Source organism: Terrisporobacter vanillatitrophus, from assembly GCF_051148895.1.
Taxonomy (GTDB): Bacteria; Bacillota; Clostridia; order Peptostreptococcales; family Peptostreptococcaceae; genus Terrisporobacter; species Terrisporobacter vanillatitrophus.
Genome location: NZ_CP154627.1, coordinates 1 through 19448, shown reverse-complemented (window position 1 = coordinate 19448; position 19448 = coordinate 1). Strand labels below are relative to the sequence as shown.

Below are 19448 nucleotides of genomic sequence, written 5' to 3'. Positions count from 1 at the left end.
ACTTAATCCCCCTCTTGGTAAATTATTTGAATTTGTGATTTTTTATTATCGAGTATTTTTTATGATTGTTGGTTCTGCTACAATTTTCTGTGCTAAGAACTTTAAAAGTCAAGTATCGTAGAGCCACTATATAAACTAATTTGATGTAGTAAACCATCACTTTTATATAAAACTATTGGAATACACTACAAATTATTTTTTTTAAATTTCAGATATTCAAGTCGTTCTAATTTATATTTAGTATCTTTTAAAATACCTCTATCCACTAATGGATCTTTTTTTAAATAAAAATAAATCGCCTTCAATATAACTGTATTTAGGTTGTCGCTATCTCTTGCTGATTTTAAGTCTATCTCTTTCTTTAGATCAAGACTCATAGTAACCATCGTCCTTGTATTATCTTTACTTATTGCCATTTAAACCTCCTATAAAACTCAACCATTTTTATTTAAAAAATGATAACACTATTATTAACATTATTTACAATTAGATTTTAACATATGAGATAGTACATAAGCAATTCAAATGGTGTTTTTAATTTTATTCATAAAAAAGTATAATCACTATATTCTAAAAAAAACATTGATAACGGAACAAATGTTCTGTTAATATATATATATGATTTAATTATAATGGGGGTGAGGAGAGTGTTTTCTAAAGATGAGAAAGAAATTGTATTGAGTTACATAGATGAAATGCTCCAAATATTTGATACTGTTTTGATAGATGAGTTTGATGAAAAAGAAGAACCTAATATTTTTTGTAATGGAAGGAGATTTTTTAAAAAAGACTTTGAATCCTTGAGATTAAAAATTGACTCATTGAGTTAAAAGAAGTTTAAACTTTTTAATAGTGTCATAACTTAAAACAATATATTAAAGATATTATAGAAGTTAGAGATTTTATTTGGAAGAAATGGGAAGAGTTATAAAAAAGATATATTCAAAAAAATGCAAATAGGTTTTATATAATATATAATAGCTATAAAGGTGGTTCCAGAATGAATATATTTAAACAATTAGACTAATTAATAAATGAACTTAGAACTATTACAAATTATATAGATAGTCATAAAGATAATCTATTCAAAGAAGATTACTATTCATTAAGAATTAATGAGATTTCTAAATCGTTTAGTTATATAAAAACGTATATAGAAATAAATAATAAAAGGGGCATGTCAAAAGAATTAGAAAAAATAAGAAACATAGCTAAAGATTTAGCTATAGAAACAGATGAATTATATAATTATATTATGAAAAAATTTGAAATAGAAATAGGAAAATCTAATAACAGAATAAAATATATAATAGAACACTTGTTATCGTGAACATTCACTAATACATTAAAATCACTAAAAAATATAAGTAAAAACAATGTTTATACAAGACAATAATGTTCAAGAAAATAAAGAATCTTTTTAATACAGTCTTAAAAAGGTATCAAAATTAATGCTAAATAAAAAAGTACCAAAAGTGGTTAACTCATTAGTTATAGTATATTAACCTTATAGTATTAAAATAAATGAACATTACTTTTAATATATAAATAGAGGATACAAAATTATGATATATGGATATTGTAGAATTTCAACAAAAACTCAAAATATAGAAAGACAACATAGAAACATATTGGCATCATACCCAACAGCTAAACTTATATATGAAACTTATACTGGTACAAAATTTGAAGGTAGAAAAGAATTTAATAAGATGCTGAAATATGCTAAAGAAGGAGATACGATTGTATTTGATAGTGTATCAAGAATGAGCAGAAATTCAGATGAAGGTTTTAAATTGTATGAGGATCTTTATAACAAAGGAATTGAATTAGTATTCATAAAAGAACCACACATAAATACAGCTACATATAAGAAAGCCTTAACTAATAATGTGCAAATGACGAATACCGTTGTTGATAGCATTTTAAAGGGTGTAAATGAGTATTTAATGACATTAGCTAAGGATCAAATAAGAATAGCATTTGAACAATCAGAAAAAGAAGTTAAAGACCTACAACAAAGAACTAAAGAAGGTATAAAAACAGCAAGAGATAATGGAAAGCAAATAGGACTAGAAAAGGGTACTAAATTAACTACTAAAAAGAGTGTGGAAGCAAAAGAGAAAATATTAAAACATTCTAAGACTTTCAACGGTTCACTAAATGATACGGAACTAATGAAACTGTGTAACATAAGCAGAAACTCATTTTATAAATACAAAAAAGAAATATTAGAAGATATGAAAACTAAAGGTGAAATTAAGTAGAGGGTGCAAAAGCACCTTCTTTTTTATTAGGATTATTGACTCAAATTATTAAAAAAACACTATAAAGGTATGCTAACATAAAAGGTACCATTTTCGTTACATATTGAAAATACTAGACTTTAATGTAATTTTTTGTTGACTTGAAAGGAAATAAATAGTAGAATTGATTTATAAAAATTTAAATAAAAAAAGATTACAAGTTCCCATAAGGTTTGGCCGCCTTAGATGGAATTAGTACCAACTGTTTGAGCCCAGTTAGTAGTACAAGCAATCTTCTTAACTATGAAGTTCTTAAAAAGTATTTTGGCTATACTTGATAAGCAAACATAGTTATAATTAAATTTATATAACTATTATAGTTGGTAACGACTACAATTACAAGATATAAATTTAATTATATAGGATTATTAAGTATATACAGACTTACCGTAAACAGTTGCGGTAAGTCTTTTTTATTGCTTACAAATAAATAGGGTTTCTTGTTACCTTTATATTTGAAGGAAAAGAAAATCCATAACAAAATAAATAATAAAGGAATGCCCTAATCCTTTTAAAATAATGGTCAGCTGAAATGTAGGCAATGCAGAAAATACATTAGGACTTGTGTTATAAGTGCCATGCTCATAGACACTTACAAGGACTTTAAGAGGGTGTGTATGACCTCTATAAATATTATACTGGTTGGGTTAGCAAGGAGATTATTCCTGTCTTAGTGAAACCCTCAAGGCATTGGGTGTTATGATGTATTTAAACTTGGGGTAATGAGAGCATGATATACTTTATACTGTGGTATGTTGTGATTAATAAGGTCTTGAAACATAGGTCTTATTATGCAATCAACCATTGCCAGTGGTATCATAAAAACCTTCTTAGGTAAATACAATAATTAAGTTTTGTATAAACAAATTTGATTGCATAATAGATATATTAAGAAAAAAAGTATTAAGAATATGCTGATAGATATTTAATTAAATAATAACCTAATGACGAAAAAACACATCCGTCAAAATTCGTATGCAGCTTGAATGAGGAACGAAAGAAAGCGAAGAAGAATGCGACAGTAAAAGAATAAAACTTTAAATTTTCAAAACTTGTTTTTAAAAAAAGAGCATAAGGAGTTTTTGATATCATCTGCGATAATATCCTAGGCAAAGCCCAGTAATACTCTCATTTTAACAAGAAAAATAAAGACCCCCTCACTTTTTGAAAAGTTCCACAAAATATCACACAAAAAGTTCCATAATTGTTACACTAAAAAACCACAAAAAGTTCCACAAAATTATTCTGCAAAATCTCTTCTTTTTGCTTTGATTTTAGTATTTGATTTTCTGATTTTTTTATTATTTCTATATCTTTTTCTATTAGATCCTTTAGTACCCTAATGGTATTTTTTCATTTTTCATATCTCTTTTTTTTAAACAAAATATATTTTAAAAATTTTCAAATATTATCTTGATGTAGTAAAAATTTAAGTACACTTTTGTAATAATTTCCTTTAGTATTTGCTATAATTAAGATTATGAACTTGTATGTTGATTGGAGGATTGCTGATAAAATGAGTGATAAAACTAAAAAAATACTAATCGGAATTAACCTTACTACTATAGTTACATGCTTAATTGTATTGTTATAAAAAATATAAATTAAATGTAAGTTTTTTATGATTTTTTATATTAAAAAAAGACCTATTTTTTTAGGTCTTTTTTCCTTTTTTAAGTTAAAAATTGTTTAAAATGTAGGTGGAAAAAGTGAATTTTTTTTGGTGTTTTTTTGGTGGCAAAATTGGTGCATTTTTGGTGGTAATTTAAAAATTAGAGGGGCCACCTTTTTTGAAATCAAAATAAGAGTATTACTAGGCTTTGCCTAGTTCCCTATCGAAGATGGGGACAAAAACTCCTTATGCTCTTTTTTTTCAAAACTTGTTTCAAAAGTAAATAGACAAATTAAACCTAAAAAATTTAAATAGTAAAGTTTCATAAAAAACACAAATATGAAAAAAGAGTGAATGTATAAAAATATAAGCTATAAACGACTTAAATCAAATATGCAGAGTAAATTATAATTGTTTACAAATTTGAATAAAAGGACTATTTATATATAGAATAAAACACAAAATAAAATAATAGTTAATTCTAAGTAATAGAAATTCAGAATAAGGGAGGGGAAATATGGATACGGAAATAATAGAAATTATAGGTACACAGGGAGCATGGGCTATACTTTCTGTTACATTGATTTTTTATATACTGAAGGCCCAAGAAAAAAGAGATGAAACTCAAGAAAAAAGAGAACAAAAGTATCAGGAAATAATTTCAAATATGGCTGATAAGCTCGATATATTAGAAAATTTAGCATCTGATATTAAAGAAATAAAGTCTAATCTAGATGAATTTGCATAATAAATTATAGAGTATTTTAGCTAAAAGTATTATTTTGTGCTTTATATAAAAAACTTATGTAGTATTAAAGATGTATACAAAAAAATGTTAATAAATAGATAATATTTTGATAATATGAAATAACAGGTAACTAACTTTATATCTCTCTCTTAAAATAAGGATACTAAAAAACTAACATATACATGGATTACTAATATTAATTATTTCTCATTAAATTTATATTTATAGGGAGATTTAATATGTGCAAACTAGGGGATTTAGTAACAAGTTATAATGATGGAGATAAAGAAGTTTTAGTTGAAATAATTGATAAATTTAAGCCAGCAATAAATATAAGAAGGACAGTTATTATGAGGACATAGATAGTGAGCTTACTTTATTTATGATAACTATGTTAGAAAAGGTATCTAAGAGAGAAGATATATTAAAAGATGATAAGTATTTAACCTTATATATATTAAAATCATTAAGAAATAAGTACATAGAAATAAATAAAAAAAATTATAACGTATATAGTAATGAGATACCGAGTGATAAGTTTTTAGATTATAGTGGATATGATAATTTAGAATCTGATATGGTATTCTATGACATAATAAAAAATCTAAGTAGTTGTGAAAAAAACATTCTAATAAAAAAATATATATACAATCTAAATGAATCTGATATAGCAAGAGAACTCAATACTTCAAGGCAATATATAAATAGAACACATAAAAAAGCTTTAAGTAAACTAAGAAATATATACAGTTAAAATTGCTAAAATAAGATTAATTAGGTTAGATTAACTAAAGATAAAGCATTATGTATCTATTGATACTAATGCTTTATCTTTAGTGTAAAATATATGATATATTTTATTTTATCAAGGGGAATAGAAATGAATAAAAAGTTAATAGTTATTGGATTATCACTTTTTATAGCACTGTCTATATTGGGATGTAGTAAGAATAAAGAAACAATCAAAGAAGAAAGTAATAAAAACACCGTAAAAATAAGTATGGAAGATAGTTTAAATGAGGTAAATAATAAGTTGACCAAGGCATCTGAATACTATGAGATGAATCCAGATAAGAAAAGTATGGATGAGTCTTTGGAATACGCCAAGAGTATTTTACCAGACGGAGTAAAAGATATATCAAAAAATATAAAGAGGATAAAGGGGTAACTGAAACTATATATGAATTAACAATTTCAAATTTACTGTAGACTACTTACATCCGTTAAAAAAGTTCAAAATAGTGGTGATGATGAATATGATTTAGATAAAACATCTGGAGTGATTTTTTAAGCATAAATTGGCATACTAAATTCGGATTAAAATAGACAATAAAAATAGGATTTTTTCAAATTAATAACAATTTTAACTTTAGGTTTACATTTTAATTTATATTATCTTTATAATTAATGAAACTAATAAAAAAGGGGAGCGTTATTATGAATAATTTTGAAAATGAAGCAAATAAAATTGAATTTTATGATGTGGAATCTAATGGTGTATTGTCTCTAGAAGAAATTGATGGGGAATTAGCAAATGGAGAGTTTGAATTTCCTGACTATGATTATTTTCCTGAAGATGATATATCATCTATATCATCTATATCATCTATATCATCTATATCATCTTCAGGACCTCTTACATTAGGAGTTAATAAAAGTGATTATAATATTAATGTAAGAAGTAGTGCTGGAACAAGTAATGCTAAAGTAGCTACGATGAGAGTGGGAGAAAGTTTTTGTTTCACTGGATTAAGGGTCTATAATTCAGATGGATATGAATGGCATCAAATAGAAATCTTATATCCAGATGGTAGTTGGGGAAAAGGATGGTATAGAGGTATGAATGGTGTAGGTTATTGGAGAAATAATCCTTACCGTAAAGTGGGAGATAAACAGTATTATATATTATCTCAATCAACTAGCCTATACACTCCAGGAGGAGACTTTATGATGAAGCTTGATGCTGGACAGAAGGTTTATTGTAATAGTCAAGATCGTAGTGGTATTACTGGGAGTTCTAATCATGACTATATGCTATGTCACGGTTTAGGTTATAGTGATGGAGATATGTCTATTTATAGTCTATCATCATGGCAAGATTATGATCAAGTTTCATATGCATATATTGATACCCAAATGAAGCATGGTGCTTCTCATGTAAAAGGTAATTGGTAAAAAATAAAGTGTGTACTTTTATAATGTGATATGCTCCCTTTATGGTAGACAGTTAAAATAATAAAACTGTTATCATGAAGGGCGTATTTTTATGTCTAGAAAATCTAGAATATCTTTTGAAATAAAAATTAAATATGTACAAGAGTATTTCACAGGTAAAAAACATTATGTGATGTATGTGAAGAGTTAAATATTGCAAAAGAATCATTTCGTAGGTGGGTTAGTAAATATAAAGCCAATGGGTAAAAATCTCTTATTGATAATAGAGGAAAATCGAAAACAGTTGAACCAATAAGTGATTCGTAAAAACTTATGGCTCAAATAAAATTATTAGAGGCAAAAAATAAATGTTTAGAAATGGAGAATGAATTCTTAAAAAAACTGGAGAAAGTAGAGAGAAGGTGATAGTAAGCAGTTTTAAAAAAGAAACTATATATATTGCAATAAGAGAATTAAATGCACAAGGTTATCCTATTCTAATATTATGTAATTTTGCAGGTATAGCAAGATCTTCATATTACAAATGGTTAAATAGAAAAGAAACTTCAACAGATAAAGATAATTCAATTATCCTGAAAGAAATAGTAAGAATATATGATGAGGTAGATGGTATTTATGGTTATAGACGTATGGCTATGAATGTCAATAGAAGTTTTTGGGGGGGGATTATTAAATCTGAGATGTACTATTTGAAAAAATTTCATAACTTTGATGAGTTAAAATTAGCAATTGATAATTACATAGAATTTTATAATAATAGAAGATTACAGAAAAAGCTAAAAGGTCTAAGTCTAATTGAATATAGGACTCAGACCTTTTAGCTTAATCTTTATTATTTCCACTGTCTACTTGACAGGGTGCAGTTCATTCATAATAAAAGTACACACTTTAGTTAAATAATTTAGTTATCTAAAGATTCTTTCATCCATAGAGTTATTCCTATTGTTTTTTCTAAATCATACTCATCTACATTATTTCCATCTTCTTTAAATGGGTGCATATATGTTACACGAAAATACATGTCATTTTCTTCATATATAACTTGAGTTGTTCCGTTATCAGAGTTAAAGGTACTTTTTACTTCTTTAATGCCTTCTGGTAAGTTACTTTTTGCATATTCTATAGATTCATCCATAGTACGTTCTATTGGATTAGATTCGCCATAGTTGGAAGCCTTAGATAATTTTTCTTTTAATTCCTCAATCTTATTTTGTTTATTATCTTCATTTTCTGCTGATAAACTTGATGATGTATCAGATGGAGAATCGTTTTTTTTGCTACAGCCAAACATAAAAATTGACACTATTACTATACATATACTAACTATTTTTAAATTCATACTAAAATCTCCTTCAACATAAAAATTTGATTAATTATACCGTAATTGATTATCCTGTAATGTGCAATGATTTATTTTATTTATAAAAAAATATATTACTAGACTAATTAAAAAGTTTTTTGACGTAATTGTAAAGCAAGTTTATTAAATAAATATTTTTATTCAAAATGATTTAAAGGTTTACAAAATAAAAAATACAGCATTCTTAAATAGTAGATAAAAGAAAAAGGAGTGATAATAAAATGGTAAAAGATGAAATGGTTTTAAAAACTCAGAGATATTTGAATTCTACATATTCTAACAACCCTAACTGGGTTACACTTGATGAAGATGGATTTACTGGATGGAATACAATAAAGGGATTGATAAGGGCTTTACAAATAGAGACAGGAATAAGTACGCCAAATGGAACATTTGGACCAGCTACAGAGGAAGCATGCCCAACTTTACAAAAAAATCTGATTCCTAGTGATAAAACACAACGATTAGTTTATATACTTCAAGGAGCTATGTGGTGTAAAGGATTCTCTCCCGGATATTTTGAAGAAGGTATCTTTGGTGATGAAACTGAAGCAGGGATAAAAAGATTTCAAGTATCTGCTGGTTTAGCAGGGGCGAATGTTAACGGTATTGCAAATCCTATGATATTTAAAGCTTTATTAAACATGGATGCATTTGCATTAGTTACTTCTGGTGACCCTAAGATAAGACAAATACAACAGGAGCTGAACAGAGACTATTATAAATGGATAGGTTTAAGACCTACTGATGGTATCTATGGAAGAGATACATGCAAAGCTCTAATATATGCTCTTCAAGTGGAGGGAGGAATAGCTGAACCTAACGGTGTTTTTGGGCCTGGAACTCAAGCATCTTTGCCAACTTTAGCTCCAGGAAGTAAGAATGCTGTTTATGTAAGAATAATGCAATACTGCCTATACTGTAATACATTCGATCCTACAGGCTTTACAGGTGTATTTGGAAATGGAACACTTGCTGCTCTAAAAGAATTCCAATCATTCCATATGTTAACTCCTGATGGTTATTGTGGTAAGCAAACATGGATGTCATTATTATTATCACATGGAGATAGGGATAGAAAAGGACAGGCTTTTGACTGTGCTACTCCATTAAATCAAGCAAGAATTGACACGTTAAAAGCTCATGGATATAAATATGCTGGTAGGTATATAGCTGGTGGTGAAAGTAAAAGAGTAACGGTGCCTGAGATTGAGTTAATATTAAAAAATAATATGAACTGGTTCCCTATTTTTCAAAAATCAGGAAATTATTTAAGTTACTTTAATTCAATTCAAGGAAATTTAGATGCCACAGAATGTTTAATTAATGCAAGAGAATATAAGATTCCAAATGGTTCTACAATTTATTTTGCTGTAGATTTTGATGCTATGGATGGAGATGTTTCAACTAATATTATTCCTTACTTTAGGGCAATACATAATACGTTTTCTTCTAACAATCCTCATAATTATAAAATAGGTGTCTATGGTGCTAGAAATATTTGTTCTAGAGTATCTAATGCAGGATATGCTGAAACTAGTTTTGTAGGTGATTTAGCATCTGGTTTTTCTGGAAATTTAGGTTATCCACTTCCTAAGAACTGGGCATTTGACCAAATTAAAGAATATACTATTGGCACTGGTGATGGAGCTATAGCAATTGACAATAACTTATATTCAGGCAGAGATAGTGGAATAGATCATTTAAGCGAAGAAGTAATTTATCCATCTAGAGAAATGGTACTTAATCAATTCAAAGAAATTTTATCTATGTTTAATATAGTAGTTGACGGTGCATTGGATTGTAATTTTGAAAAAGAAATACGTATACGTGAATTGCCTTTAAAGGCTAAGATAAGAGTAGCTCCTAAGGCTCTAATAGGAACGGGTATAATTAATCTGGATTTAACAAATGGATTAAATCTTTTGGATGATGTATTATATTATCTTAGTGATCAAAATATATTGGGCCAAAAGTTAAACTTACCTGCATTAACAAATGTCAAAAACAACGTAGGATCTATTGCACATGATGGTAATAAAGTACTTATTGCAGGTACCTATGATAATGATTTTAAACAATTTGGAGTAAAAGTTCAAGTTGAAATAAATGCAGCACGAATTGATGGAGTTGGAGAAGAAACTCTTTGCATGTCAATAGGATTATTTCCAGATGATACAAAAATTCAAGAAGCGATTAAGGTGATAACTGAATCAGCTTCAGATGTAGCTCCATATGCTCTAGCTGCTATAGCTCTACTAATCTTAGGATTGATTTCTGGTGAAATAGTAGCAGGAGGATTAGTTATAAGTGAAGTTATAGCCGTTGTAAGTGGATGGGTTGGAGCTATATTACAATATTACAAATTGGTTATGCCATAAAGCAATATAATTATAGAATTAATAAAAGGTACGTACTACATAAAAATTATAGTACGTACCTTTTTGAATTATTTTAACTTTTATTTTTTTTCTCTAATTGATGATCTTTGTAAATTTTATCATATATAGATTCTATTATTTTCATTTCAGATTTATCAAATCTTCCTTTTAAAAATAAATAATCGTTATTTTCTAATTCATATATAGTTTCAAATGTTCCATCTTTATATATTAATCCTGTTGATGGAGAACATTTTTTTTCATATTTTCCATTTTCATCAGGATAAAACTGAAATTGGAATTCATATTTAACTTTTGTATAAATATTTTTATCATCTGTAGTATCTGCTTCAGGAACACTATAAGGAAGTTGTATGCATTTTTTATTTTTAAATAAATTCAAAAATCTTAAATAGTCATTTCTATTTTTTACAGGAATTAGATATTGTACTGAATTACTTTCAATTGAAATGTTTTTAGAGTCATCTTTTTTATAAACTCGTTCTGAATCTAATGTTACCAAATCACTTTTCGTTGTAAAATCACTAGACATTACATAAGTACCTATATCATCTTTTTTATGCTTATTAAAATTTGAATAGGTAATACTCAAAAACATAAAAAATATAGCAATAATTAATAAAATAATCTTTCTATTTTTAATAAAATCGCCTCCTTGTGCAATTAAAATTTTGTTGATTTACTTAAATTGAACTGAATAATAATTCTTCTTACCTTTATTCCACCCTAAAGAATATACTAATATGCACAAAATTAGAGAAGCAATAAACCATGATGAAAAATCTCTATCATCTATAATTAGTTTAATTTCTTCATAAAGTGGAATTAAAAAACAAATAACACAAAGTAATAAACAAATAAAAAAGTTTCCTTTTTGACTTTTCTTTTTTCCTTCTAAGAAAAATAAAATTGGAACTATTAAAAAGATAACTATTAGTGTAAAATTTAATCCCAATACAATTGCTAATAAATAATGTTGTGTGAACATAGCTACTCCTGCCAATAAAGCAGTACATTTTAAAATAAAAAGTGATAAGAATATTAGCAAAGGATATTTCATGAAGTTAAATATTTTTTTGATAATTTTCCCCCCTTTATATATATCATTAGATAAATCAATTATACATTAAGGTTCCATTATATTACAAATAGAAACGAAATTTTTTATTTATACGTTTATATTTATTTACACCACTTTACAAGTGATTTTAAGAAATAAGCTTATTACCGGGGAAGGACGACATACATGTAAAAATCGGCCACTTAATTTTGAATACCTTGATATAACTTCTAAGATTTGATTATGGTATTTACTTTAAGCATAGTCATAACTAATAATCATAAGGACTCATATATTTTATAATTTTATCAAGTAGCCGAAAATAACACGTATGTCATCCTCCCCAATATTTATTTAACTTATCTTTAAATTAAATATAGGTTTTGATGAGTATTTTAGACGTAAATAATCGACATAAACTAAATAAATATAAGTTGATTATGTAGTGTTCAGTTTAATATTCGTTTTTGAGTCATAGAAGAAAGTGTTTCATGGCTTTTTTGATAAAGAATTACTAAATTGTATCAAACTGATATATATTACAGGATCAGTATTTGAATGCTAGTAGTTTATATTTTATAGCACTTATTAATTAGGTGCTTTTTTATTGCTTAAAATATGAGAAAAGAGGAGAAAAACGACTAATAGATAAATTAAAATATCTAAAGATATATGAATATTGAAATTTCAATGTTATAGTGATTTATTTAAAGACGACCAATTAGGGAAGCATTACTTAAAAATGAGAGATTAGGATTTACATAAGAGGGAATTTATATATTAATTACTACAAAAGTAATAAAAAAGTAGTTTATAATATATTTGAGGTGATTACATGAATAAGGATATATTTAATGAACTAGATATATTAGAGCAGATAGATTTTATAAATAAAAAACTTAAGGAAGGCTATAGTTTATCAAAGTTAGATAATGAGAATATAATAAGTTCTCGAAAGACTATATCAAATAGATTTAAAAAAGTGGGGTATGAATTAAACAAGGAAAGTAATCAATATGAAAATACTATTGAAATAGTTAAGCCAGAAGTTAAACAAATAATTACTACAAATACACAAAAACAAGAAAGTAGTAATATAGTAGTACAGGGCGACCAAGTAAATAACAAGGCTTTAGAACAATTTATATTAAATTATGCTGATATGAATGATAAATTAAATGAGGTTTATAAGTGGTATCAAGAAAGTAGTAATAATGTAGTAGTTGAGGATAAATTAGAAATCAACGATTTTGAGGGGAATGTTGTTGTTAGATCATATAAATTATATGAACCTATTCAAAAAGAATTTGCTGAGTTTTGTTCAAGTAGTAAATTTAGAGTACAAGATATTTTGAGCCAAGCATTGAAAGAGTTTTTAGATAAGTATAAGTAATCAATTTAACAATGAGAAATCCGTTAATATATATTCAAATATATGTTGTTTATGTAAAAATCTATAGAAAATAGAAGAGATGTAGAAGGTATAGAATTATATAAGCAAAGATCTAGTGAGAGACAAGAACTAGAGAAATATTTAATTAGTTTAACAAGTAATACATTAAATACTATTTGTGCAATGATGTATTTTAGTAGGATATATCTAAATAAAACATTGCCTATAAATTTAGACCAATTATTTAATAAATATTACTTAACCTATTGGTTTGACAAAAACAAGAATGAAGAAAAGTTTATAACGGTGTCATATTTAATTAGTAATTATATACTTAATAAATAATAAATGGTAAAATACTTAAAAATAGATACAGTATTTTACTAGCAAGAATTGAGTTATCTAATAAAACTAAAAAAGGGGGGGGCAAAAATGAAAGTAAACAAAAAGAACATCGCCATACTTCTTGTCATGTCATCATTTTTAGCTATAGGATGTAGTAATACAAAAAATATAGAAAGTCAGGTAGGTAGTGAAACCGAGTTAGCTACTGGAAATTTAGACAATCAAAATGTGACTTCTGGTGAGTTAGAAAAAATCGCAGTAAACAATCTTGGGAAAGATTCGGATAAAGACGGACCGAGTCACTATGTAACGTATACGGACGATACTATAACTGTAGATACAGATTCGCAGGAAACTTCACCAGACATATCAGAGCTTGGTGAAGAGGATGCTAACAATGATATGAAAAAAATAGAATTTTTAAGTAAATACTATGAAACTGTTAAGAATGAATATGATAATTTTGTAAAAGATATTTTAGTGAAGGATGTTGATTATCAGGATTTTAATAATATAAGACTAAAATATATGGATTTCATTCACAGGAGCTATATAGAAGGAAAATCAGAGCAAGCTCTTAAGACTTATTTTTATATAACCTTGGCTTTGGCTGATGAAGAAGGTTCCATAAGTTATATGATTGAATATAAAAATGGTGCTCTAAATGAAGATGAAAAAATAAGTAGAATAAAAGAAGAGAACAACTCGCGCTTAGATGCAAGAAGTGTATCTGATACTCATATAAAAAATGTCTATAGTGATTTAGATTTTAACTAATTACATAAAAAAGTAAGATTGAATGAAATCAATCTTACTTTTTTATTTGGTTATTTAAGCATTAACTTTTACAAATGGATTTTTAGAATTTGAGTCTATACCAGTCGATACGAAATATGGATGATTAGATCCAGCAGAATAGAAAGGATTTTTCCCTTGCGGAGATGTACTAGTGCTTGTTTGATAGTATTGTATTTGAAGCCAGTTTTTCATTGAATCTCCTGTTTTTGCTCCTATTCTTCCTGAAGCATAGCAGTAAAGACCAACTCTTTTACCTATTTGATTTTTGCCACCATCATATATAGGTAAACCACCATTTGTAGAATAACTATTTCTAAATAGTGGCTGCTTTTTGCCTCCAGTTTTTTGTACCCATCCCCATGTTTTTTGTATCCATAGTACTGCTTTACCAGCTGGAGAAGTTGATGTTCCGCTTGTGAAATGGCCACTACTAGAAATACCTTGTAGTATACCAAACTTATTTTCCACATAACCAGTTCTAAATGTTCCATTAGAGTCTTTTATTTTTATTTGAGTTTTTTTGTTATTTGATGTTGAACTCATGTAAGTAAAATATTCACGAGGATATATTTTAGCTACAATATAAGCTTTGTCATCAGGTGAAGTTGCGCTCTTCATAACCGGAATGTATGAAACACCATTTGTATATGATAAGTATCCCAGCTGACTATGTGTACAAGTTAAACCATCATATGTATGTTTAGATGTAGGGTAAGCACCTACATTAACATGTGAAGTTGAAGTACCAGTAGCTCTCTGTTCTACTCTATCCATGACTTTTTGTATTTCTTCATGTTCAATAGTTGAAAAATCCATCACACTTAATTCTTCTACAGGCTCATTAGACTCATTTAAAAGTTCTACTTTTTGAGGATAAATCCCTATTTTAGCTAATTCTTCCTCGATTAAATCATATCCACCAGATATCTCATCATTTAAAATCTCCATTTCTTCCTCAGTTTCAGGTATTGATAAAGTTGCAATACCGTCCTCACCAAGCATAAGCAGATCTTCCTCTTCTAATGACAGCTTTACTTCCCCACTTCTTGCTAAATTATACTTAGCTCTTACCTCTTGTAACTTTTCTAACGTTAAGTATTCTTTACTAAATCTTTTTTGCATTTTTACGTCTCCTTTAATGAGTTAATTTTTAAGGCCTTAACCTTACACATTTATAAATAGATAAATATTAACATTTTGTAAACTTAAATAATAAAAGTAGAAAAGATTCTAAATTTAATTTCATCTATTTGTTGATGTGGAATTTTCTTCAAAATATATTTTATAAGTTTACTAAAGCGCATGGATACACTTCTTTATCTATAAGAGAAAATAACTCTACGTGATAATACTTTTTATAAAACAATCAATAAAAGGGGGGGAAATGTTGGAGACTGAAATAATAGAAATTATAGGTGCTCAAGGTGCTTGGGCTTTACTATCCGTTGTTTTAATTTTTTACATATTAAAAGCACAAGAAAGAAGAGATGAAATACAAGAGAAAAGAGAGCAAAAATATCAAGAAATAATTGAAAACATGGCAAATAAGCTTGATCTACTAGAAAATTTATCTGAAGATATTAAAGGTATAAAAATCAAACTAAGCGAGGTTATTGAATAAAAATTTTCCCGAAAATATAAATTTAGAAGTGTTGGAAAATAAATATAGGCACTAATAATTCTATTTTGACAACCTGAATAAATAAAATTAATTTATTGAAAAAGTGATAACACTTTGTTACTTTGAATATAAAGGCAAATAACATTTTTCTTATTTGCAAATGACACTTATTAAGGTGATAGAGGGGGATATGAAATGAATAGACTTGGGGAGTTAGTAAAGCTTTATAAAAACGGAGAGAAGGATGCATTAGTAGAAATAGTTGATATTTTTAGACCAATAATAAATAAATACAAAAGAAATAGCTACTGTGAAGATATGGATAATGAGCTTATTGTATTTATGATCACTGTATTAGAGAAAATGCCTGTAAGAAATGATTTATTAGATAATGAAAAATACTTGTTTTCATATATATTTAAATCGTTAAAAAATAAATATATGAGAATAAATCAAAAAAGTTATCTTAGGTACAAGAATGAATTGTTAAATTATGATGTTCTTGGTTACTATGGGCATGAGTCGCTACAAAGTGATGTGGAGTTTCAAGATATAATTAAAGATTTAAGTAACCGTGAAAAAGATATTTTAAATAAAAAATATCTTTACAATTTAAATGAATCTGATATAGCTAGAGAACTTAATACATCTAGACAATATATAAATAAAGTACATAAAAATGCTTTAAATAAGTTGAAAGTATTATATAACTAGGGTTACAAATAAACAAAAAAGTTCTTTTTAGTAAATAGATACATGAATAAAAATAAGGGAGTGATACTATGCAAAGAATTGATGAAATGGTAAAAAAGACACAAGAATATTTAAACAAAGTATATTCTAATAATAGTAATTGGGTTGCAATTACAGAGGATGGTCTTACAGGTTGGGGAACAATAAGAGGATTAATTAGGGCGTTGCAAATAGAGATAGGTATAAGTACACCGAATGGAACATTTGGGCCTGCTACAGAAGCAGCCTGTCCTACATTACAAAAGGATTTGAACCCTAGTGATAAAACAAGGAGATTAGTCTATATACTTCAAGGAGCTATGTGGTGTAAAGGGTTTTCTCCAGGCTATCAAGAAGGTGTCTTCGGTGATGATACTGATGCAGGGATAAAAAGATTCCAAGCATCTGCAGGGTTAACAGGGTCTAATGTTAATGGTATTGCGAATACTATGATATTTAAAGCATTACTAACTATGGATGCATATGTATTAGTGTCAAGCGGAGATCCTAAGATAAGAGAAATACAAATGAATTTAAACAGAGATTATTATAAATGGATAGGGCTTAGACCAACAGATGGAAGATATAATAAGGATACGAATAAAGCACTAATTTATGCATTGCAAGTTGAAGAAGGTATTGCAGAACCAAATGGAACATTTGGGCCAGCAACTCAGGATGCACTACCAGCATTAGCTCCAGGTAGTAAAAATACTCCTTTTGTAAAGATAATGCAGTACGCATTGTATTGTAACACATTTGATCCTACAGGATTTACAGGAGTATTTGGAAATGGAACACTTGCAGCTCTTAAAAACTTTCAATCGTTTTGCATGTTAACTGCAGATGGGTATTGTGGTAAGCAGACTTGGATGTCTTTATTATTATCTCATGGGGACAGAGATAGACCTGGGACAGCTTGTGACTGTTCAACAGAAGTTACTACTGCAAGAGCAAAAACACTTAAATCAAATGGTTATAAAATTGTTGGTAGATATATAGCAGGAGGAGAATGGAAAAAATTAAAAGAACATGAAGCAAAGGTTATATTTGATAATGGGCTAAGATTATTTCCTATATATCAAACTTCAGGCAACTCTGTATCATATTTTAATGAAACACAAGGAAGAGTCGATGGTAAGGCTGGTATCGAGTCCGCTTTGAGTTATGGTTTCCCAAAAGGAACTACTATTTATTTTGCAGTAGATTTTGATGCTGTTGATGACCAAGTTACTTCAAATGTGCTTCCTCATTTCAGAGGTATACAAAAATCGTTTAATATATATAATCCTAAAGGGTATAAAATAGGGATTTATGGGGCTAGAAATATTTGTTCTAGAGTTAGTAATGAAGGTATAGCTACTACAAGTTTTGTTGGGGATTTAGCATCAGGATTCTCTGGAAATATAGGTTATCCATTACCAAAAAACTGGGCTTTTGATCAGATAAAAGAATATACTATAGGAACGGGAGACGGAGCTATTTCTATAGATAAAAATATTTGCTCAAATAAAGATATAGGAGTAGCAAAACTTGATAATCCATTATCGAATGATGATGGTGATATTACGCCGACTGAACCAGGAGAATTAACAGAGGAACAACGCATTAAACTCCTAAACTTTAGTAATGATTCAGGTATATTTAAAGGGTCAGGAAGTAAATCAAGAGCAATAGGTGATGGATTAATAGGTGCTGACTTTGAATATTTTAATGAAAAAAAAGTAGTTTATAGATCATATATCCCTAACGTAAAAGTTGAAAAAGAAACAGCATTAACTGCACGACTTGGAGGTAATGCTGAAACAATAAATCTATATGCTACACCTAGTGCATTAACAACACAAATTCTAGATTCTGTAAGTAAAGGAGGGTTTGTTTTTGATGTAAATTCAAAAGATCTTTCCGCATCAATTTTTAAACTAAGAACAACAGATGAATTCTTAGGTGGATATGCAAGATACTATATAGATATTGAACCTACTCAGGCAACTATTATATTTGAAATGCCTATAACAGCTCCAAGTGAAATAGCAGGTGTGGACGCTGTTATGTATCAACGATTATATATTACTTTAGGTGTGAATCCTCCTGGATTAATTAGCGTTCCTCTTCCTCTTTTTACAGAAAATTATTCAGAAGTCGAGGATCCTACACAATGGTGTGATGTATTAGGTTATCTTGGTATAGCACTATGTGTAGGAGCAGTAGCATTGGCTACAGGGGCTGGAGTAGCATACTTAACAGGGTTAGGATTAAAAGGGTTTATTGGGATATTGTTTGCCCTATAAATGAGAAAATCAAGTCAAATAGAGAAGTAAGCATAAAATTCAAAAACTTCTAATCACAAAACTAGAGATTAGAAGTTTTTGAATTTTTTTATTTTATGTGTGATGAAAGTAATAAATTTTTTTTTCTCTAAAGGTGATGAAAATGTATTTTCAGGAATAACAAAAATAACAGATCCCCATTTATTTACTATAAAAATTTTATGATTAGATTCTATTATCCCGCTAATTTTGTCTAAATCTATAGAGGATTTTTTTTCGTTAGTTGAAATTGTAAAACTTTCTTCATTGATACATACTTTTACCGGGTTTGTAATGCCCTTGTTTAGTTTAGAGTTTAAACGTAGTTTTTTTTCTTGTTTTCTATCTACTAGATTTGGATATAGAAAATAAGAAAACAATGCAAAGCATATAGCTATAAATATTATAAATAGAGCGGTTATAGAATAACCATCAAGAAATGCTTTATAGGATACTATAATTTGTATTATAGGAACTACACAGCATAAACATATTTTTTGATAAAACTTATAAATAAAATTTGTTTTTCTCGACATTTTCTCGGCTTCTATGTAGTCTTCTATATTAATAGAACATAAAAACTCCAT

At 27.8% G+C, this 19448-nt stretch carries 21 protein-coding genes; 15 read left to right on the top strand and 6 right to left on the bottom strand.

The genetic code is table 11. From position 1 onward, the window contains the following. Positions 1-185: 185 nt before the first annotated feature. A complete protein-coding gene (locus TVTCOM_RS19850; protein ID WP_347449168.1) occupies positions 186-416 on the bottom strand; it encodes a hypothetical protein in 231 nt (76 codons plus the stop codon). 231 nt (positions 417-647) lie between these two features. Between TVTCOM_RS19850 and TVTCOM_RS19845 the strand changes: the two genes are divergently transcribed. From TVTCOM_RS19845 to TVTCOM_RS19805, 9 genes are all read left to right on the top strand, one after another. Next, positions 648-830: a hypothetical protein gene (locus TVTCOM_RS19845; protein ID WP_434799778.1), complete on the top strand. Its 183-nt coding sequence runs from the start codon at positions 648-650 to the stop codon at positions 828-830. Positions 831-1177: 347 nt separating this feature from the next. After that, positions 1178-1330, top strand: a complete 153-nt coding sequence (locus tag TVTCOM_RS19840) for a hypothetical protein (RefSeq protein ID WP_347449166.1) — start codon at positions 1178-1180, stop codon at positions 1328-1330. Positions 1331-1565: 235 nt separating this feature from the next. Beyond that, the gene (locus TVTCOM_RS19835; protein ID WP_347449165.1) at positions 1566-2267 is read left to right on the top strand and encodes a recombinase family protein; all 702 of its coding nucleotides are present in this window, start codon (positions 1566-1568) and stop codon (positions 2265-2267) included. A 2168-nt stretch (positions 2268-4435) separates the two neighbouring features. Further along, the gene (locus TVTCOM_RS19830; RefSeq protein WP_347449164.1) at positions 4436-4666 is read left to right on the top strand and encodes a BhlA/UviB family holin-like peptide; all 231 of its coding nucleotides are present in this window, start codon (positions 4436-4438) and stop codon (positions 4664-4666) included. A gap of 239 nt (positions 4667-4905) precedes the next feature. Beyond that, entirely contained in the window at positions 4906-5028 is a 123-nt protein-coding gene (locus TVTCOM_RS19825) for a hypothetical protein (RefSeq protein ID WP_347449163.1), read from the top strand. A gap of 29 nt (positions 5029-5057) precedes the next feature. Then, the gene (locus TVTCOM_RS19820; RefSeq protein WP_347449162.1) at positions 5058-5420 is read left to right on the top strand and encodes a sigma factor-like helix-turn-helix DNA-binding protein; all 363 of its coding nucleotides are present in this window, start codon (positions 5058-5060) and stop codon (positions 5418-5420) included. Between the two features lie 126 nt (positions 5421-5546). Beyond that, on the top strand, positions 5547-5834 hold the full coding sequence (locus tag TVTCOM_RS19815; protein ID WP_434799777.1) for a hypothetical protein: 288 nt from the start codon (positions 5547-5549) through the stop codon (positions 5832-5834). Between the two features lie 269 nt (positions 5835-6103). Further along, entirely contained in the window at positions 6104-6841 is a 738-nt protein-coding gene (locus TVTCOM_RS19810; protein ID WP_434799776.1) for a hypothetical protein, read from the top strand. Between the two features lie 401 nt (positions 6842-7242). Further along, on the top strand, positions 7243-7662 hold the full coding sequence (locus TVTCOM_RS19805) for an IS3 family transposase (protein WP_347449159.1): 420 nt from the start codon (positions 7243-7245) through the stop codon (positions 7660-7662). 80 nt (positions 7663-7742) lie between these two features. Here the strand turns inward: TVTCOM_RS19805 and TVTCOM_RS19800 are convergent, their stop codons facing one another. Beyond that, positions 7743-8180, bottom strand: coding sequence for a hypothetical protein (locus TVTCOM_RS19800; RefSeq protein WP_434799775.1), 438 nt, complete (start codon positions 8178-8180; stop codon positions 7743-7745). Between the two features lie 242 nt (positions 8181-8422). Between TVTCOM_RS19800 and TVTCOM_RS19795 the strand changes: the two genes are divergently transcribed. After that, on the top strand, positions 8423-10582 hold the full coding sequence (locus tag TVTCOM_RS19795; protein ID WP_347449178.1) for a glycoside hydrolase domain-containing protein: 2160 nt from the start codon (positions 8423-8425) through the stop codon (positions 10580-10582). Between the two features lie 73 nt (positions 10583-10655). Here the strand turns inward: TVTCOM_RS19795 and TVTCOM_RS19790 are convergent, their stop codons facing one another. After that, positions 10656-11201 carry a hypothetical protein gene (locus TVTCOM_RS19790; RefSeq protein WP_347449177.1) on the bottom strand — a complete coding sequence of 182 codons (546 nt, stop codon included), beginning with the start codon at positions 11199-11201 and terminating at the stop codon, positions 10656-10658. Positions 11202-11282: 81 nt separating this feature from the next. Beyond that, positions 11283-11663 carry a hypothetical protein gene (locus tag TVTCOM_RS19785; RefSeq protein ID WP_347449176.1) on the bottom strand — a complete coding sequence of 127 codons (381 nt, stop codon included), beginning with the start codon at positions 11661-11663 and terminating at the stop codon, positions 11283-11285. Positions 11664-12498: 835 nt separating this feature from the next. Between TVTCOM_RS19785 and TVTCOM_RS19780 the strand changes: the two genes are divergently transcribed. Continuing rightward, positions 12499-13056 carry a hypothetical protein gene (locus TVTCOM_RS19780; RefSeq protein ID WP_347449175.1) on the top strand — a complete coding sequence of 186 codons (558 nt, stop codon included), beginning with the start codon at positions 12499-12501 and terminating at the stop codon, positions 13054-13056. Between the two features lie 432 nt (positions 13057-13488). Next, positions 13489-14178, top strand: coding sequence for a hypothetical protein (locus tag TVTCOM_RS19775; RefSeq protein WP_347449174.1), 690 nt, complete (start codon positions 13489-13491; stop codon positions 14176-14178). A gap of 54 nt (positions 14179-14232) precedes the next feature. On the opposite strand, the gene TVTCOM_RS19770 is transcribed toward TVTCOM_RS19775, so the two are convergent. Beyond that, positions 14233-15321 carry a hypothetical protein gene (locus TVTCOM_RS19770; RefSeq protein ID WP_347449173.1) on the bottom strand — a complete coding sequence of 363 codons (1089 nt, stop codon included), beginning with the start codon at positions 15319-15321 and terminating at the stop codon, positions 14233-14235. A gap of 262 nt (positions 15322-15583) precedes the next feature. Between TVTCOM_RS19770 and TVTCOM_RS19765 the strand changes: the two genes are divergently transcribed. The 3 genes from TVTCOM_RS19765 (at position 15584) to TVTCOM_RS19755 (ending at position 18843) form a co-directional block, all read left to right on the top strand. Then, on the top strand, positions 15584-15820 hold the full coding sequence (locus TVTCOM_RS19765; protein ID WP_434799779.1) for a BhlA/UviB family holin-like peptide: 237 nt from the start codon (positions 15584-15586) through the stop codon (positions 15818-15820). 195 nt (positions 15821-16015) lie between these two features. After that, a complete protein-coding gene (locus tag TVTCOM_RS19760; protein WP_347449171.1) occupies positions 16016-16534 on the top strand; it encodes a sigma factor-like helix-turn-helix DNA-binding protein in 519 nt (172 codons plus the stop codon). 68 nt (positions 16535-16602) lie between these two features. Beyond that, positions 16603-18843: a glycoside hydrolase domain-containing protein gene (locus TVTCOM_RS19755; protein WP_347449170.1), complete on the top strand. Its 2241-nt coding sequence runs from the start codon at positions 16603-16605 to the stop codon at positions 18841-18843. A gap of 68 nt (positions 18844-18911) precedes the next feature. Here TVTCOM_RS19755 and TVTCOM_RS19750 read toward each other — a convergent pair whose 3' ends face one another. Beyond that, a complete protein-coding gene (locus tag TVTCOM_RS19750) occupies positions 18912-19448 on the bottom strand; it encodes a YcxB family protein (RefSeq protein WP_347449169.1) in 537 nt (178 codons plus the stop codon).

Coding starts and splice junctions, on each gene's coding strand:
- TVTCOM_RS19850 (WP_347449168.1), bottom strand. CDS start 416: ATGGCAATAAGTAAAGATAATACAAGGACGATGGTTACTATGAGTCTT.
- TVTCOM_RS19840 (WP_347449166.1), top strand. CDS start 1,178: ATGTCAAAAGAATTAGAAAAAATAAGAAACATAGCTAAAGATTTAGCT.
- TVTCOM_RS19835 (WP_347449165.1), top strand. CDS start 1,566: ATGATATATGGATATTGTAGAATTTCAACAAAAACTCAAAATATAGAA.
- TVTCOM_RS19830 (WP_347449164.1), top strand. CDS start 4,436: ATGGATACGGAAATAATAGAAATTATAGGTACACAGGGAGCATGGGCT.
- TVTCOM_RS19825 (WP_347449163.1), top strand. CDS start 4,906: ATGTGCAAACTAGGGGATTTAGTAACAAGTTATAATGATGGAGATAAA.
- TVTCOM_RS19820 (WP_347449162.1), top strand. CDS start 5,058: ATGTTAGAAAAGGTATCTAAGAGAGAAGATATATTAAAAGATGATAAG.
- TVTCOM_RS19815 (WP_434799777.1), top strand. CDS start 5,547: ATGAATAAAAAGTTAATAGTTATTGGATTATCACTTTTTATAGCACTG.
- TVTCOM_RS19810 (WP_434799776.1), top strand. CDS start 6,104: ATGAATAATTTTGAAAATGAAGCAAATAAAATTGAATTTTATGATGTG.
- TVTCOM_RS19800 (WP_434799775.1), bottom strand. CDS start 8,180: ATGAATTTAAAAATAGTTAGTATATGTATAGTAATAGTGTCAATTTTT.
- TVTCOM_RS19795 (WP_347449178.1), top strand. CDS start 8,423: ATGGTAAAAGATGAAATGGTTTTAAAAACTCAGAGATATTTGAATTCT.
- TVTCOM_RS19790 (WP_347449177.1), bottom strand. CDS start 11,201: ATGTTTTTGAGTATTACCTATTCAAATTTTAATAAGCATAAAAAAGAT.
- TVTCOM_RS19785 (WP_347449176.1), bottom strand. CDS start 11,663: ATGAAATATCCTTTGCTAATATTCTTATCACTTTTTATTTTAAAATGT.
- TVTCOM_RS19780 (WP_347449175.1), top strand. CDS start 12,499: ATGAATAAGGATATATTTAATGAACTAGATATATTAGAGCAGATAGAT.
- TVTCOM_RS19775 (WP_347449174.1), top strand. CDS start 13,489: ATGAAAGTAAACAAAAAGAACATCGCCATACTTCTTGTCATGTCATCA.
- TVTCOM_RS19770 (WP_347449173.1), bottom strand. CDS start 15,321: ATGCAAAAAAGATTTAGTAAAGAATACTTAACGTTAGAAAAGTTACAA.
- TVTCOM_RS19765 (WP_434799779.1), top strand. CDS start 15,584: ATGTTGGAGACTGAAATAATAGAAATTATAGGTGCTCAAGGTGCTTGG.
- TVTCOM_RS19760 (WP_347449171.1), top strand. CDS start 16,016: ATGAATAGACTTGGGGAGTTAGTAAAGCTTTATAAAAACGGAGAGAAG.
- TVTCOM_RS19755 (WP_347449170.1), top strand. CDS start 16,603: ATGCAAAGAATTGATGAAATGGTAAAAAAGACACAAGAATATTTAAAC.
- TVTCOM_RS19750 (WP_347449169.1), bottom strand. CDS start 19,448: ATGGAGTTTTTATGTTCTATTAATATAGAAGACTACATAGAAGCCGAG.